The sequence below is a fragment of the Dissulfuribacter thermophilus genome (assembly GCF_001687335.1).
Classification (GTDB): domain Bacteria; phylum Desulfobacterota; class Dissulfuribacteria; order Dissulfuribacterales; family Dissulfuribacteraceae; genus Dissulfuribacter; species Dissulfuribacter thermophilus.
In genome coordinates this window covers 87,528-103,818 of sequence record NZ_MAGO01000004.1, presented here as the reverse complement: position 1 = coordinate 103,818, position 16,291 = coordinate 87,528, and the positions used below count along the sequence as shown (strand labels likewise).

At 43.7% G+C, this 16,291-nt stretch carries 15 protein-coding genes; 1 reads left to right on the top strand and 14 read right to left on the bottom strand.

Annotated elements, in window-relative coordinates; translation table 11 throughout:
* Nucleotides 1–43 precede the first annotated feature (43 nt).
* From DBT_RS04505 to DBT_RS04460, 12 genes are all read right to left on the bottom strand, one after another.
* Nucleotides 44–1,108, bottom strand: a complete 1,065-nt coding sequence (locus DBT_RS04505; RefSeq protein WP_067616936.1) for a glycosyltransferase — start codon at nt 1,106–1,108, stop codon at nt 44–46.
* Nucleotides 1,101–2,366, bottom strand: coding sequence for an oligosaccharide flippase family protein (locus DBT_RS04500; protein ID WP_067616933.1), 1,266 nt, complete (start codon nt 2,364–2,366; stop codon nt 1,101–1,103). Before DBT_RS04500 ends, DBT_RS04505 begins: the two co-directional genes overlap by 8 nt.
* 697 nt (nt 2,367–3,063) lie before the next feature.
* Nucleotides 3,064–3,138 carry a hypothetical protein gene (locus DBT_RS12855; protein WP_425248298.1) on the bottom strand — a complete coding sequence of 25 codons (75 nt, stop codon included), beginning with the start codon at nt 3,136–3,138 and terminating at the stop codon, nt 3,064–3,066.
* Nucleotides 3,135–3,275 carry a hypothetical protein gene (locus tag DBT_RS12185; protein ID WP_161939909.1) on the bottom strand — a complete coding sequence of 47 codons (141 nt, stop codon included), beginning with the start codon at nt 3,273–3,275 and terminating at the stop codon, nt 3,135–3,137. Before DBT_RS12185 ends, DBT_RS12855 begins: the two co-directional genes overlap by 4 nt.
* Before the next feature lie 535 nt (nt 3,276–3,810).
* Nucleotides 3,811–4,947 carry a GDP-mannose 4,6-dehydratase gene (gene gmd / locus DBT_RS04495; RefSeq protein ID WP_067616926.1) on the bottom strand — a complete coding sequence of 379 codons (1,137 nt, stop codon included), beginning with the start codon at nt 4,945–4,947 and terminating at the stop codon, nt 3,811–3,813.
* A 453-nt stretch (nt 4,948–5,400) separates the two neighbouring features.
* Complete coding sequence (locus tag DBT_RS04485) at nt 5,401–5,925, bottom strand: transcriptional activator RfaH (protein WP_067616921.1); 525 nt, start codon at nt 5,923–5,925, stop codon at nt 5,401–5,403.
* A 19-nt stretch (nt 5,926–5,944) separates the two neighbouring features.
* Nucleotides 5,945–6,853, bottom strand: a complete 909-nt coding sequence (galU, locus tag DBT_RS04480) for a UTP--glucose-1-phosphate uridylyltransferase GalU (protein ID WP_067616919.1) — start codon at nt 6,851–6,853, stop codon at nt 5,945–5,947.
* 52 nt (nt 6,854–6,905) lie between these two features.
* On the bottom strand, nt 6,906–7,322 hold the full coding sequence (locus tag DBT_RS04475; protein ID WP_067616917.1) for a 3-phosphoshikimate 1-carboxyvinyltransferase: 417 nt from the start codon (nt 7,320–7,322) through the stop codon (nt 6,906–6,908).
* Between the two features lie 48 nt (nt 7,323–7,370).
* Nucleotides 7,371–8,804: a sugar transferase gene (locus DBT_RS04470; protein WP_067616914.1), complete on the bottom strand. Its 1,434-nt coding sequence runs from the start codon at nt 8,802–8,804 to the stop codon at nt 7,371–7,373.
* Nucleotides 8,805–9,012: 208 nt separating this feature from the next.
* Nucleotides 9,013–9,183 (bottom strand): hypothetical protein, encoded by a 171-nt coding sequence (locus DBT_RS12180; RefSeq protein ID WP_161939907.1) that lies wholly within the window; start codon nt 9,181–9,183, stop codon nt 9,013–9,015.
* Between the two features lies 1 nt (nt 9,184).
* Nucleotides 9,185–10,645 carry a phosphoenolpyruvate carboxylase gene (ppcA, locus tag DBT_RS04465; RefSeq protein WP_067616909.1) on the bottom strand — a complete coding sequence of 487 codons (1,461 nt, stop codon included), beginning with the start codon at nt 10,643–10,645 and terminating at the stop codon, nt 9,185–9,187.
* A gap of 56 nt (nt 10,646–10,701) precedes the next feature.
* Complete coding sequence (locus tag DBT_RS04460) at nt 10,702–11,769, bottom strand: type I glyceraldehyde-3-phosphate dehydrogenase (RefSeq protein WP_161939906.1); 1,068 nt, start codon at nt 11,767–11,769, stop codon at nt 10,702–10,704.
* A 375-nt stretch (nt 11,770–12,144) separates the two neighbouring features.
* On the opposite strand from DBT_RS04460, the gene DBT_RS04455 reads away from it, so the two are divergent.
* On the top strand, nt 12,145–13,179 hold the full coding sequence (locus DBT_RS04455; RefSeq protein ID WP_167349660.1) for a transposase: 1,035 nt from the start codon (nt 12,145–12,147) through the stop codon (nt 13,177–13,179).
* Nucleotides 13,180–13,552: 373 nt separating this feature from the next.
* Here the strand turns inward: DBT_RS04455 and DBT_RS04450 are convergent, their stop codons facing one another.
* Together DBT_RS04450 and DBT_RS04445 are read right to left on the bottom strand one after the other, a co-directional pair.
* Complete coding sequence (locus DBT_RS04450) at nt 13,553–15,304, bottom strand: ABC transporter ATP-binding protein (RefSeq protein WP_067616903.1); 1,752 nt, start codon at nt 15,302–15,304, stop codon at nt 13,553–13,555.
* 4 nt (nt 15,305–15,308) lie between these two features.
* A complete protein-coding gene (locus tag DBT_RS04445; RefSeq protein WP_161939905.1) occupies nt 15,309–16,286 on the bottom strand; it encodes a glycosyltransferase family 2 protein in 978 nt (325 codons plus the stop codon).
* Nucleotides 16,287–16,291: the final 5 nt, after the last annotated feature.

Below are 16,291 nucleotides of genomic sequence, written 5' to 3'. Positions count from 1 at the left end.
CTAAATGATGCACGTAATTTTTAGAAGTTCCCTGAAAATATCGTCAATCATTTAAATCAAAAAAAGTTTTTGCCATGAACTCAATAGAATATTTAAATTTACATGTTCTACAAATTTGCTCTCTTTTTTCTATCCACTGCTTTTGATTGTTGTAAAAAGATAATATCTTTTTTACAAGGTCATGTACATCATTGGTTTTGAAGAATATAGAATTTTTTCCTTCAATGGCTGCTTCTATTTCAGGTGAGTGAGGTTCATTTTTAGAAATCAACATGGGAACTCCGAAACCGAAACTTTGTGTTATTGAAAGCCCTACATAGCCAGGAGACACACTAAAAAGTGCTTTATTATATAGGGATTTAAGTTTTTCATAATCACTAATATGACCTAATAATTTTACCCTGTTTTTTATACCATGCTTTTTTACTAATTTTTGAAGATACTCTTTTTCTTCACCATCACCGACTATAATTAGGTTTGCCTGTTGAGGAAGCTTATTTATAGCTATAGCAAATGCCTCTATAAGGAGAGCTGGTTTTTTCTTTTTTGTCAGTCGTCCAACATATATAATATTTGTCGGTTCTATATTTTTAGAAACCGTCATTTCGTGTGAATAGAACAGAGAGTTAGGCGCATAAACAATTTTTTTATTAGGCATCTTTTCCTGCAGTTCTTCTGCTTGTGTTTTTGTATAAGTAATTATCGTATTGCTTAAATTCCTCATTCCATGTCTTACGATATCGCTTATACTGTCTTTCCCCTTACGAGGCCAGGCATGACCCCATAGCACAGTCTTTTTACCTGCTATTTTGCGTAGAATGAGCAATAACCAGTTTGACAAAATACGAGGGTTCATTTCCATTATTACAGTTTTTGCGGTTAGGGCATCTTTCCACATGCCTATTTGAAATAATATTTTCCGATTAAAAAAATAATAGTTGGTGACGGGGATTCTGTATGAAATTGTTTTATCTGTTTTAACAGTTGGTTCGAAATAATCTTCTCCTGCGTAAAGCAGAAAATCATTTCCATATCTTTGGTTAATAGTATCAAATAATTTCTTCCTATAATCGGTAGCAACAGTTTGTAATATAATAAATTTAGCCATTTCTTCTTATTTTCGTAAAATAGTATATTCCAAACAGTAATAAAACTAATTCAGTAGAAACTGCCGAGAACGCCGTTCCGTAAATGCCAAAAAAAAAAGTCATTACTATAGTAGTTGTTATGCTATATAAACCACTTTTGAGCATTATGTTCATACGTTCTTTATAAGCTCTTATTGAAGAAAGATAGAGCAAATTAAATAGCATGTTTAATGCGGCGAAGATTGAAATTAAAGAAAAGAATTTAAAAATCAATACATGTTGTATTATTATAGGATTGCTATAAAGTATATTGAGAATATCTTCAGCAAAGAATAGTAGAATTATGAAAAAAAGTAAACTTATAATAAATATGATTGGAATTAATCTTCTTATGAATATCTCAATCTCTTTTTTATTTTTTTTTGATAGCCATGGGAATAATGCTTGATAGAGTGGTATATATAGATTTTTTATTGCGATAATAACTCTTTCTATACTAGCATAAACGCCAACGATGGTATTATTGGTTAAAAGACCAAGTATAAATGTATTGCTTATGGTAAAAAGTGTCACTGATAGGTTAGAAAAAAATAACTGAGTGCTTTCCTTGAATAATCTGATTAGCATTGACTTTTTGGGTTTGTGTAGTTGAATATCAAAGTGTGAAAATATTATATATAAAGAGATTAAACCAGCAATAATATATCCCATGGAGTTAAGAATTGGTACATATAAATAATCTGATGTTTGGTGAACAACAAGAAAGATTGCAATCATAAAGATTAATTTTGCAATAATATTTAAGATAGTAATATACTTCATTCTTTCTATGCCTTGAAAGAACCATACAGGAAAAATTGTTTGTCCCAAAACTATTCCAAAAGTAAAAATAAAAACTAACCGATCTTCCTTAAATCTGGTAAAACTGAACACAATTGCGGATAATAGCAAAAAAGATATAATTAAAAGAATAATTTTAATTAACATCACAGCTGAAAAAATTTTTGAAATTTTTTCTTTATTTTCTCTTGCAATGGAAATTTCTCTCGTAGCAGAAAGATTAAATCCATAGTCAGTAAAAATTGTAAAATAAGTAATGAATGCTTGAGCAAACATGATCAAACCAAATTTTTCAGGTTCCAATGTACGTACTAAATATGGTAGTATTATTAGTGGTAAAAGGAAATTCGCACTTTGGAGTACCAAAAGAGATAAAAAATTCGATAGAATTCTTTTTTTCTCTTCTTCCTGCAATAAAACTTGAACTTTTTGAAACAATTATTTTACCTCTACGATAAACTTTTTGAGGCACTCAAAAATTATTCTCTGCTTCAGAGTTTTTTCCTCTTTTGGAAGATGGTGTTTATGAAGTCGTGCTTTTTCGTTAGTAGCAAGAACGTGCCATCAGTGTGAAGAGGTAACGTATTATCTACCGCCCTTTGGTTTATTCGGCATTTGATATGGCTTTTTTATAAAGGTTCTGGTTTCAGCTATCGCTCTAGGAAGAGTACCTCTAGGCATTTATTTTACAGATTTTATTCAAATACCATAGAAGGTTTTCATTTTGAAATTTGTCATTTTATATTGTCTGGACTCATTTATTATTTTCAAGGGACCTATTTCCACTTTAAATCCAATATTATCTGGCCCTAGACGCAAGAAAGCTGTTAGGATAAATTCTTTAACCATATCTTGATCCAAGCTCGCGCCAAATCTATGGTGCGCACGATCAGGTTTCCTGCTCGCTGAAGCTGGTCTCGAAATACATGTCTATCCTAGCTTGTATCTTAGACATGGTTTCATTTTCAGGCCGTCCTATTTCCTATTTTGGTTAGCGCTGCTATAGCGACATCCCTTGCGTTGGATACGCTTGATAAATCCTTTCAAGCAGATGAGCGAAAGATTCTCAAGACTTTGATAGGCAGAGTCAGCCCATCATCCCCTGTAACTTGTGTTTTGGTCAACTAAAATTTCCTTAAAATACTTGGTTATCATGTACGGATGCATCCGTAACTATAAATTTTCGCACAAATTCATGCTCTACATCTATGGAAATATGATTCTTGTATCCAAAATACGCTCTTCCATCCTTTTAGGTCCATTGAGCGTCTGTGTCTTTCTGGCTGCTCTTTCCCTCGGACCTGCCAAGCTTATTTTTTCCTCTCTTTGGCTTGGCATTTCACTCATGAATATTTCTCTGTTTTGGCACAGATACTATTCTGGCATTTACTATTTGGCCCTTACGGTCCTCAAAACCATGTACCACACCTAGTTGTCAAACTGCTTGAAAAGATCCCTCACGTAGTAAACAAGCTTCTTTTAGGTGCTCCCTGAAAAGCCATATCCTCTTAGCATCTGGTACCCAGTCGCCTATGCTTAAATGAAAGACGGTCCAACAACTGGGCCACTGTGGCATCGTCTGAAAGATTGTACGAGGATTACAGATCAAAATCTTAACAAGGAGCACCACGCCAAATGGTCTACGCCCTGCATTTGCCTTTCTATTATTATTATACTTATCTTCTGTAAGATAGGCCTGAATATTTTCCTACAATTTTTTAAAGCGTTTTAGGGGAATACCATTTTCACCTATCTTGTTGAACCCTCTATACAGGGTAAATATGCACTATTGTGCCTTTGTGCAGTCATTTTCGTTTATTAACGACTATCGTGTGTATGGGTTGAGGGCTGTCAAATTTTTATAGCGAAAGACATTAGCCACTTATTCGTGGTGGTTGAACGTCTTAAAGCCCTTGTCTCTGCAGAGGGCGTCGCGTCGGGCCTCTTCCAGATCTGAGCGCACCATTTCCTTTACGAGTTCATTAAAGGTTATGCGGGGCCTCCAGCCTAGCTTTTTTCTTGCCTTTTCAGGATTTCCTAAAAGCGTTTCTACCTCTGTTGGCCTAAAATAGCGCGGATCTACCCTCACTATGGTCTTTCCAGGCTTTAGGCCCGATTTCTTCAGATCTATGCCCGATTCTTCAGGCCTCAATTCCTCGATAATGCCAACTTCGTCGATTCCAGCACCTTCCCACCTTAAAATTATGCCCAGTTCTTTGGCAGCCAGTTCCACAAACTCCCTCACGCTGTGTTGCTCACCAGTGGCTATGACAAAGTCATCTGGTTCGTCTTGCTGGAGCATGAGCCATTGCATCTCAACATAATCTTTTGCATGGCCCCAGTCGCGTTTGGCATCCAGGTTGCCCAGATACAGGCAATCTTGAAGTCCTAGAACTATACGGGCAAGGGCACGAGTAATCTTTCTTGTAACAAAGGTTTCCCCACGGATTGGGGATTCATGGTTGAATAGGATGCCATTACATGCATACATGCCGTATGCCTCTCTGTAATTGACGACGATCCAATAGGCATAGAGTTTGGCAACGGCATATGGGGAGCGGGGATAAAATGGCGTCTTTTCTGTTTGCGGAACCTCTTGGACCTTTCCAAATAGCTCTGATGTAGAGGCCTGATAGAACCTGGTTTTGTCTGTCAGGTTGAGTATTCTTATTGCCTCCAAAAGGCGTAGGGTCCCAAGGGCATCTGAATTGGCTGTGTATTCCGGCTCTTCAAAAGAGACTGCCACATGGGATTGTGCTGCCAGGTTGTAAATCTCATCTGGTTGAACCCTCTGAATGATCCGAATGAGACTGGAAGAATCCGTCATGTCCCCATGATGAAGGATGAATCTGCGATCCTCTTCATGGGGATCTTGGTATAAATGATCAATTCTATCGGTGTTAAAGAGAGATGTTCGCCGTTTTATGCCGTGTACTTCATAACCTTTCTCAAGGAGAAATTCAGCCAAATAGGCCCCATCCTGGCCAGTAATCCCTGTGATTAGTGCTTTTTTATTCATGAGTTATCCCTCAAAAGAACATTTTTTTATAAGCTATAAAGAACTTAATACTAAAATCCAAATTATGCACTTCAAATGCCTGAGAATGAGTGATGAATAATGGCTTATGAAAAATTTCATATCAGTTAAGGGAAAATCTAAGAGATAGGATAATCAAGACGAATCATACCCACCAAAAGGACAGGCTACCGCCATAAGAATGGCAATTGCACACATCAACAAAACACATAAGTTAATAATAGGACTAAGTGTTTATGTCAAGCAGTTAAACCCGGATTATAGACTGCAAATCCCAGAAGAAAGTAATTTTTACGAATTATTGTACAGTCAGCATGCATTTTGCCCATTGTGTCTTCACCCAAAAGGTGAAGTTCAATCCGTGATAAATCTCAGGCATTTGAAGTTCATAATCCGGATTAAAAAATCCAAGTCATTCCAGATTGTGGCGAAGTGCTAGGCAACGGCATATGTGGTAACTGCCTCAATGGGCACCCTTGCCTTGATCTGTTGCTTCAAAATGTTAAGCAGCACAATTGCGCGGTTGTCGTCGTGCATTTCTTGAAAAAGACCGGAAACCACGGATTCCCCTATCATGACCGTTACTTTCTGGCCTTTTTTGAATGGAGAGGACCGCCTTGGGGCAAGCTCGATGATCCCAGAGTCTGCTTCCCTTTGCCTCAGGGCATTGATGAGATATTCTGGAACCGGCGGATAGAAATTACCAAATCTCACTGCCCCTATTGCTCCAAAGGTGCTATTTATGGAAACCCAGTTTTGTTCGTGGGGAAGTAGATATAAAAAGAGATATCCAGGGAAAAAGGGCCTTATAACTCTTTCCCTTCGCCTAGCAGAACTTCGCCATGTTCGGCACATGGGGAGGTAGACACGATAGCCCTGGCATTCAAAGTTTGTCTTGGCATATAGCTCTTTTCTGGGTTTTGTCCTTACTGCAAACCAGTTTCCCTGCTCAGCCTCCATTTTTTTTCTCCGTTTCCTTTTAATAGTGGGTATTGTTCTGCTGTTTTTCTTCAGAATCGTATTCATCCAATATTGATGATAAAAAAGGCAGCAGGTCACTGCGTAGTTCTGGCCAGTCCAGAGAGAATGCCAGATTGGCCATCTGGAAACCGGCTTTGTCCCCACAGTCAAAGCGTTTCCCTCTGAATCGATAGCCGAATATCGGCTGAGACTCTAAGAGGATTGCCATTGCGTCTGTTAACTGTATTTCATTGCCCGCGCCCACAATCTTACGGTCCAGTATCTCAAAGATCTTGGGAGTGAGGATATAGCGGCCTATTATGGCCAGGTTTGAAGGGGCCTCTTCTGGTTTTGGTTTTTCCACAAGGCCGCCTATTCTGATGATGTCGTCCATGTTCTCTACAGGCTCGACTATTCCATATTTACCAGTCTGGTTGGGGTTGACCTCTTCAACAGCGACTATGGATGCCCTAAGCCTGTCGAATTCCTCTATCATCTTTTTGAGGACGGGTGTCTCTGAGTGTATGAGGTCATCGGCAAGCAGGACTGCAAATGGCTCATCACCAACTACATTTCTGGCACACCATATGGCATGTCCGAGGCCAAGTGGTTGGTCTTGGCGGGTATAAATAATGGTCCCTGATTCTGGGACAAGGCTCTCTACCTGTTCTAACAGATCCCTTTTGCCCCGTTCTTTAAGGATGTTCTCTAGGTTGTGGGCACGGTCAAAGTGGTCCTCCAGGGCCTCCTTACCCTTACCCGTCACAAAGATTATCTGCTCAATACCAGAGGCTACTGCCTCCTCCACTGCATATTGTATTAGCGGACGGTCTACAACAGGCAGCATCTCCTTTGGCATTGCCTTTGTGGCTGGTAAAAAACGGGTTCCAAGCCCCCCTACAGGGAAAACAGCCTTCTGTATCTTCATCTACCTCCTCCTCTATCCCCAGATACAGCAAAAAAGTCATCCACATCTGGGTCTATAAAACATTTTTTTTGAACCAATCCCAAATCCCAAGGCTGAAACCTGGTATCAGGTCTATGCCAAGGGCCGACTTCACCAGATATATGATCAGCAGGCCGAGCAGAGATGAAAATGTAAGAAAGCCAACAAGGAATGCCAGCTTTACGCTTCTCAACATCTGCTCTTGTCGCCTGCTCAGTTTCCTCCTTTCTCTTCCTCCTAGGATGACGTAATAGTAGCGCCATCTCCAAAGGCCTATTGTGCCTCTAATATCAATGAGGTGGCGTCCCCATCGCCTTCTGGCCCCAAGTGCTGCCTTGAGGGCCAATAACTGTCTGTCTGTAAAGGAATCCCTCTCTTCAGAGGGGAGTTTTCTCAATAATTCTCTTATGAATGGGTCGTTTTTTATGCCATTGGTCTTGTCTTCGTCCATGAATTCCCACTCTCACTTCTATCTTTGGCCCATGGCTGCCTCTTTGCCTTACCGCCCAGTGCCCAGTAGAACTACCAACATGGTGCGAAAAATGAGTTTCAAGTCTAGGAGTAAGGACCAGTTGTCTATGTATTCCAGGTCCATCTTCATCCAGGAGTCAAAATCCACATCATTCCTCCCGCTTACCTGCCATATGCAGGTAAGTCCAGGCTTCATGGAGAGTCGTCTCCTTTGATGTGGCTCGTATTTTTCCACTTCGTTGGGAAGAGGGGGTCTTGGGCCAACTAGGCTCATTTCTCCCCTTAGGACATTGAACAACTGGGGGAGCTCATCCAGGCTTGTCTTTCTGAGAATTTTCCCGATGCGGGTGATGCGCGGATCATTCTTTATCTTGAATACTGGGCCATCCATTTCATTTTGTTGCTCGAGCTTTTTCTTCAACTCCTCCGCATTTTTTACCATGGTACGAAACTTGTATAATTTGAAATGACGACCGTTTACTCCCACTCTTTCCTGAATGAAAAACACTGGCCCACTGGAGTCCAGTTTTATTAAAATGGCTATAATGAGCATGAGAGGAGACATAATAAGAAGGCCTAGGCCAGCCCCTACGTAATCGATGATATTTTTTATGAGTAACTGAACATCTTTCCTTGGGGTGGAGGAAAGCAGAAGGGTGGGAAGGCCCACCAAATCATCAAAGGTGATCGAGGCCGTCTCTGGCCTAAACATTATCTTTTGTAGCTGCCAGTCTGGCATTATCCGGATTCTAATGCCAAGTTTTTCTGCAAATTTGATATAAGAAGTTACATTTGGGATCTTTTTGAGGGGAATTGCAAAGATGACCTCGTCTATGACCTCATTGAGTAGCAGGGAACAGAAACTGTTCATTCCTCCCAATATCTTCACGCCCTCAACCACATCCTGGCCCTTGCGCCTATCATCTAGTTCCAGGCACCCTACTACATTGAGTAGATTGGTTGGGGCTGAATATATGGTCTTTATGGTCTCCTTGGCCCGTTCCTTACTGCCTATGATGAGTATGTTCACAGAATTTTTTTCTCTGCTAGAGCCTGAATGAAGATACTTGTAAGTGAGAATCGCCCTCAATGATACCAGGACAAAAGCAATTGAGTTGATGAGCAGGAGCAAAAGACGACTTATGTCTGCTTGATGAAAGATATATAGGGAGACAATCAGAAAGATAGAGGCTGATCCCAGGGCCAGGAGCACCTTGACCAGTATATTGGGTATGGAGCGAAGTTCCCTTGCTCTGTAGAGCCCGAAGAAATTGAAGCTCACATAGCAGCCAAGGAACATGAGGAAAAAGACGAGGAAATAGTTCTCGTTCTCGGAAAGCCCAGAATAACCTCCGAGAAAGTCTTTTTTCAAAATGTAGGCTGCGACCATGCTAACAATTAGCAGGGCTAGATCGAGCAGGCGCAGAAAATACTTTAAAATTTTTTTATTGCCTAAGTACATCGTCTGTTAATATTTTTTATAGTAGTCTTGGAAAAACCAACATACCCAAAATTTTAATCACTATAAAAAGCTCGTTTTGGGGCTAAAATCCATCTTTTTTCCAAATTAATAGTGGAATAAGAGAGAAATTTTCGACCCACCCCACAATTGAAAAAAATATGAAAAATATTTAACAGAAAAAAAGCAGATTGCAATATTTTAGTCTGGATTATGTAGTGCGAAGGTTTTTCAAAGATATGAGAAAGAGGGGAAGCATAGGTACTAAGGGGCCCCTGGCAATGCCAGGGGATCCGGTAAGTTTGGTAAGCCCCTTTTGAGTTGAAATGCCAGAGGCACGTTGATCCAAAATGGATACAATGGCAGCCCAATTGGGCTGCATATTAACCCAGGAACCCCCTTATATGTGCGGCCTCGATGAGGTCTCTTTGCAATGAAGAACTGTCACGGTTTTGGACTGCCTTGATGATTCTCGAGGTGATTTCCCGGTGCTCTTCATTGATTTCATATGAACCCCAGTCGAATCGAAGGTTTTTTTTCACCTCTTCAGGCAAGATTGTAAGGACTTCCTGGTTGAAATAGGACATGCCCATGTGGACGTCGAACAGGAAATTGACATGCATGTCTTCTATGCAGCGAAGATCTTCATCTGTTAAGGGATAGAGGCCAAGAAGCTCAGGCGGGAGGCCTATTGAATAACAGGCTGTGCAGAAACTGATGACCCTGGGCAGATTTGTGTCTCCGACACTTCTGGCGTAGCCGAATAGACCCACATGGAGCTTTCGCATCCTTCTGCGGGGCACAAATGATGCCACGTAATTTATGAGTGGTGCAAGGTGTTCGATAACATGCTGATAATTTTTAGAAACCTTGTCGATTATCTGGAGGCATCGTTCTTCGTCTATTTCATCCCGTTCTCTCATTTTGGACTTGTGCAATTTATTTATGGCATTGGTCACCATGGCAAATGGATAGTCGTATTTAAATGCAGATTGAACTGTAAATGTCTGGACATCTGGATACTCATTTAGCACCATGTCCACTGTTTCAGGAGAAAGGTGTCCTCTGAACGGGGCGCTGCCTACTCCAAGTATCGGATAAATCTTCACGCCTATTTCCTTTGAAAGACTCTGTAACCTTTGGAGGGCGAGCTTGTTACAGAGGATGGCGCTTACCATGCCGTAATTCATTGCTGGGTCTGATCTAGCGAGGAATACCCGCTGGTGCTCAATGTCTTTGTCTGCCAGATAGGCTCTGAGAATATTGTGCGCCTCCAATAGGTGTTCTCGGTCTTCAAAAAGGGGGATTACATGGATCTCAGCAGGTTTGAACTCCCCAAACCATTCGGAAATCTTGATATCTCCAGGATAAAAAGGCTTGTTTTGTTTGCCTACAACAAAGTCCTTGTAATAGTGATATACGCGGTTCATGCTTTCTGCAGACATGGTCATGGGGAGGATGACTTCACGGATTGGCGGCGAATCAAAGCCATAAAACAGGCTGGCTGTGTCGCAGGAGCGGGGAATGCTCTCAAGTGTCTCCACAAAGACCTTGGCCTCGCTCTTTTCCACGTCTGGGTTGGGGAGGCGGAGAGTGAGCCTGACGTCTTCTCCCAGGCGTGTGTGCTTAAAAAAGTGCTCGTATCGGGTGAGTAATTTCCTCACAACGTATGCATCAGCTTCTTTCCCCTCGCAGTCCCACATCTGCTCATCGCAGCCGATGTGGGAAAAGGCATAATAGGCCTCGTGTATTTCATCGTTTCCAGACATGTCCTGGTTTTGGGCAAAGAAGGGAAGCTTCACGTTGTCTGGGTGCTGAGTAGACATCACACGGGGAATTTTCATGGTAGTTCTCCATAAGAATTTTGACTAACTTTAACAGGAATCCGGTAAAATACAAATCAAGGGGAATCCAGGGTGTCTCCGTTGCCGGCTTTGGATCCCCTCACTGTAAGGCTTGCTACGTATTCTATCAGCTCGAGGAGCCTTGAGCAGTATCCATATTCGTTGTCGTGCCAGATCAAAATCCTTGCCATGTCTTTGAATGTAGTGGAAAGGCCCATGTCCACTATGCAAGAGTGACTCTCGCCCTTGAAGTCCATGCTCACCAGGGGGGCATGGTTTATGGCAAGTATGTCCTTCATTGGCCCTTTGGAGGCCTCCAGCATGGCGTCCATGAGGTCCTTTTTATCTATCTTCCCATGCAATTGGACTATGAGATGGGCCATGTGGACAATGGGGGTAGGCACGCGTATGGCTGTGCCGTCGATTTTCCCCTTGAGATGTGGAAATATTTCAGAAAGATGGTGGATTGCGCTTGTTGTGGTGGGGATTAGGTTCTGGGTCGCTGACCTCGCCCTCCTGAAGTCTGCACGACATGAGTCCAGCAGGGCCTGGTCATTGGTGTACGAATGGACGAATGTCACCATGGCCTTTTCAACCACAAATTTGTTGTCCAGGACCTTGAGTGCAGGGGCAATCATGGCAGTGGTGCAGCTCGCCCCGCATATCATCCTGTGCATGTCAGGATTGATCTCCTGGTGGTTTACTCCCATGGAAACTGTGATATCCGGGTTGGGGATGGAGCCTGCCACTATGACCCTGGCTGCACCGGCCTCAAGGTGCCCCCATGCCTTCTGGCCTATGCCGGCGCACTCGATGACCAGATCGATATCGAGGTCTTTCCACGGTAGAAGCGCTGGGTCCTCGATGTGGAACATGCGAATCTTCCTTCCATTCAATATGAGATCCCCGTCCAGGGGACTGGCCTGGATGGGGAATTTGCCGTAGAGGGTGTCTCGCTCCAGGAGAAAAACGCTGGCCTCCAAGGGGTCAATGGTATTGATCGCAATCAGTTCAAGGCCCCTGGTGTCTAGGGTGATGATCCGCCTGGCGATCTCTCTTCCGATACGGCCCAATCCATTTATGGCGATCTTAATAGGTCTGACTGGCATCTTCTCATACCTCACAATTTTACTGCGTTTACGTCAACATTTTCCGTGTGCTCGCTACTTTATGCATACAAACTCTGGCTTAGTCCTTCACCGACCCAGAACCCGATGCCGTCATGTTCCTCATGTCAAGATTTTCCATGAAGATCACAGCTTGGCTTCCGCCAGCAATCCTAGTGGACATCTTCAGGCACTAGGTTGGTTATCCCCGTATATATGAACCTAAATTGGAGAGCCCGCAAGTTTACCTAAGATTCAGTAATAAAAAGGACACCCATTTTTGTTGACTATCTAGACCTAAAGAGGTAGATTTTTAATGAGGGACATGAAAGGATCGGTAAGTCAGGGAACGATCGTATTTAAATAAAATATGGAGGGATGACAGAGATGACCATGCCCAGGTCGAGCATAGTGTCCTTGGACGAGACGCCGTGGTATCACTGCGTGAGCAGATGTGTGAGGCGAGCTTTTTTGTGTGGCAAGGACAAAGTTACCGGAAAAGATTTTTCTCACAGGAGAGGGTGGATAGCAGAGAGAATAAAGAAGTTGTCCGAGGTTTTCTGTATTCATGTGGCGGGTTATGCAGTGATGAGCAATCACTATCATGTGATACTGTACGTGGACAGGGACATGGCGTTGAGTTTGGATGATAGGGAGGTCATAGAGAGGTGGACCAGGCTGTTTCAGGGTACTGATGTAATGAGGAAGTTCATGGATGGTGAGGAGCTCACAGATGGTGAGAGGGATGTGCTTTTGAGGTCAGTGGAGGAGATAAGGGGGCGTCTTTACAGTCTTTCGTGGTACATGAGGACTCTGAATGAATATGTGGCGAGACTCGCTAACAAGGAGGATGGTGCAAGGGGTCGGTTCTGGGAGGGCCGTTATAAGAGCCAGGCCCTTTTGGATGAGAAGGCCCTTTTGGCAGCCCTTGCCTATGTGGACTTGAATCCAGTAAGGGCAGGCATTGCCAAGTACCCTGAAGAATCTGAGTTTACATCCGTATATGAGCGCATAGAGGCCATGAATGGGAAGAAGGCCTATGATGAAAGGCTCATGCCATTTAAGGGGAATGTATCAAATGTATCAAAAGAATATGGTCCATCAGAACGGGGCCACAGCAAGGTTGCAAAGGGTGTTTCTTGTTGCCATGTCACCGAGATTCCATACGAATTTCATGAATATCTCGAGCTAGTGGACTGGACTGCGAGGCATATAAGGAAAGAGGGCCTTGGCCATGTGGACGTGGGAGCTCCCACTATCCTCAAAAGGCTAGGGATAGAGCCCAAGGGATTTCTTGAACTTTCCAGGAGTTTTTTGAAAGAGTTTGGCCATGCAGTGGGTGACAGCATGAGGTTGCGTAAAAGGAGCGCATTTGTGGGGGTGAGGTTTGTGAAGGGCATGAGGGCAGCACGCAGGGCCTTGGGTTGAAAACTGAGCATCAATGTGCTTCCAAAGAACATGAAATTTCGTTATTACCTTTTTATATTGCCAACATATGTCAAAGGTTACGGGTATTTTTTTACTCATAAATTGAAAAGCCCTCAGATATAGCGAATTCCTTAATTTTTTGCCTATTTCCTAACCCCGCAGGATAGTTGTCAAAACATGAGCCAGGCCGCCTGGCAAAACTATCTTCACAAGACGGAAATATCTGGATCTCAACTAGTTCAATCTGGATTCTAATAAAGACAGGCAGGTTGTTGTCGACATAAGGACGATGGCCGGGAGCAGGGTATATAAAAAGTGGGTGTCCCTTTGTGAACTAAGGTAAGCTGGAAGAAGGGGGGCTTTTGGACAGGGGTTATCCTGAAGTATCATTTTTCTGCCAGGCATTGAAAAGTTCCCTGTAAAGTGCTGAAGAGTCCAATAATCCCTCGTGGTCTCCTAGGGCAACGATTTTCCCTCTATCCATTATTACTATGAGGTCTGCATTTACTATTGTGCTCAGCCTGTGGGCAATGACAACGGTAGTGCGCCCCTTTTTTATTTTCTGGAGTGCCCGCTGAATCGCCTGCTCAGATACGGTATCGAGGGCGCTCGTGGCCTCATCCAAGATGAGGAGGGAAGGGTCCTTCAGGATCGCCCTTGCCAGCGCAATACGCTGCCTCTGGCCTCCAGAGAGATTGAGCCCCCGTTCGTCGAGGACTGTGTAATAACCATCTGGCAGCGCTGAGATAAAGTCATGGGCATCGGCCATCTTTGCAGCTTCAACCACCTCTTCAAAAGAGGCTGAGGGGCGGCCTGCTGCAATATTTTCCAGGATGGAATCGGAAAAGAGGATGACCTCTTGGGTGACCAGTCCTATTTGCGCCCTCAGGCTCTCTATGTTGAAAGATTGGATGTCTGTATCGTCCCATAGGATTTTCCCTCGATCGGGGGTAATGAATCGGACGAACAGATCCACCAGGGTGCTCTTTCCAGCACCGCTCGGCCCTACTATTGCCACCATTTTCCCAGCAGGTATCTTGAGGTTTATGTCCTTTAGGATTGGTTCTGGTGAATTTGGATATGAAAACGTAACACCCTCCAGTCTGAGGGCCTTTTTCAGTGGCCATGCCTCTTTGCCTTGGATCAATTCAGGTTGGACGTTCAGGTATTCCTCTATTCGTTCTAGGACTCCTACGCTCTCTTGGAGTATGTTGTAGGCAGAACCAAGGCGTTTAAGAGGGGTGAACAGCATGCCAAGGGATACGATGATGGAAAAGAGATCACCAGTGGTCATTGCTCCCCTTGCAATCAATACGCCTCCCCACCCAAGGATTATGGCAACAGCAGAACCGGAGATGAGGTCTATGAATAGGCGTGTCCCCTGTTTAAACAGGACTACCCTGGAATCCTGGTGATAGACCCGTTGGTTTTCCGTCATAAATTGCCCTATTTTATCGTCTGTCATGCCAAAGATCTTTATGACCTTGAGCCCATTGTGGGCCTCGTTCATGCGGTGGGTTAGACGCCCCATGAATTTTTGCACTTCAATACGTCTTTTTTTGACCAGACGACCAAAACTCCTGGTCCCAAGGGCTACCAAAGGCAAAAGAGTGAGGGCCAACAGAGCAATGGAGCGCCCCCTATAGAAGGCTACGCCCATAAGCACTATAACTGTGGGGACCTCCACCAAGAACACGCTAAAACTATCTGAAAGGACGTGTCCGAAAAGGGCTACATCCATTAGCTGACGTGAGATGATGTCTCCTGATCTCCATTGCGTGGACCTTGAAACTGGCATTCTCACCATGTTGATGAATAGTTTGTTTCTAAGGTCCCTTACGAGTCTCAAGCCGGCGTTTGCCATTAGATAGGCCTGAGCGCAGTCGGCAACACCCCTCAAGACAAATACCACGAACATACCAATGGGAAGTGCCAGGAGATACTGCCTCTGGCCTTCTATGAAAACGCGATCCATTGCTGGCTTGACGAGCCAGGCAATGATACCCTTGAGCCCAGAGGCGACTAGGCTCAGTATTATGGAGAGTATGACAATGGAAATATACGGCCTAATAAGTCGCCAGATCTTCTTCCATGCAACCAGGATATTCTGAGTATTTTTATTCATTGAACTATGTCCTTTCCCTCTCGAATTTGCGTTTCACTAGCAGGCGGTCTTTCAATGCACCAATGAAGCCCTCTGGAAATGCCATGAACCACATGGGCCTCTTAGCAGGCACCAGGTCAGCAAGCTGTTTGATACAAGAGATCCTCGCACATGTGGAATGGCGAATGTAGCGCACCATGGCCCTATACTGGTCTTTGGGGGTGAGATAAGTGTTATGAAGGTTAAGGAGCTCTAAAAAGGCCAGTCTAAAATTATTGGGGCTAGAAAGTCTCCTTTCCCTTGCCCTTGAGGTCAGTCCTCCAGGAAGTTGCTCGCAATACTGGACAATTTCATTTACGTAGCGGAATTTGTACTTGTGGGCCATTCGGCACCATATTACAGATTCGCGCATCTCCTTTTCTCCATTGAACAGGGGAAAAGGAAATTCCCTCATTACATCCGTTCTCATGATGTGTCGTTTGTCCCCTGATATTCCGTACCTATAACGTGTCTCCAAAAAGTCAGAATCCATTGGGGACCACGGGAACGGGTCGCCCATGACCTTTTTTGTGTTGAGATCTGCACAGAGCCCCTCTACCCCTGCAAAGAAAGGGCGCTTTTCCTCGGGAATTGTATTCCACCAATAATCCAGACGCGGCAGTATATGGTCTGAAAGCACGTCGTCAGAGTCCAATATAATGGTAAAATAGCCACTGATTTTAGTTAATGCTCTATTGTACGAGGCAGGTTTACCGCAGTTGTCATGCCACATGTATCTCAAATTTAGGCCTGTTCGGGCCTTGAAGCGTTTTACGACCTCCTTTGTGTCGTCGGTGGAACCGTCGTCAACCACAATGACCTCGATGTCTGTGGTCCCCTGCCTGGTAATGCTTTCCAATGCTCTCTTGAGTAAGCTCGCCCTGTTGAAGGTGATGACGAGCACAGTGAAAAGGTATTCATACTGGTAAAATCCAGGATATTTTCTTTCTGTTTGGCCACTCATGTGCA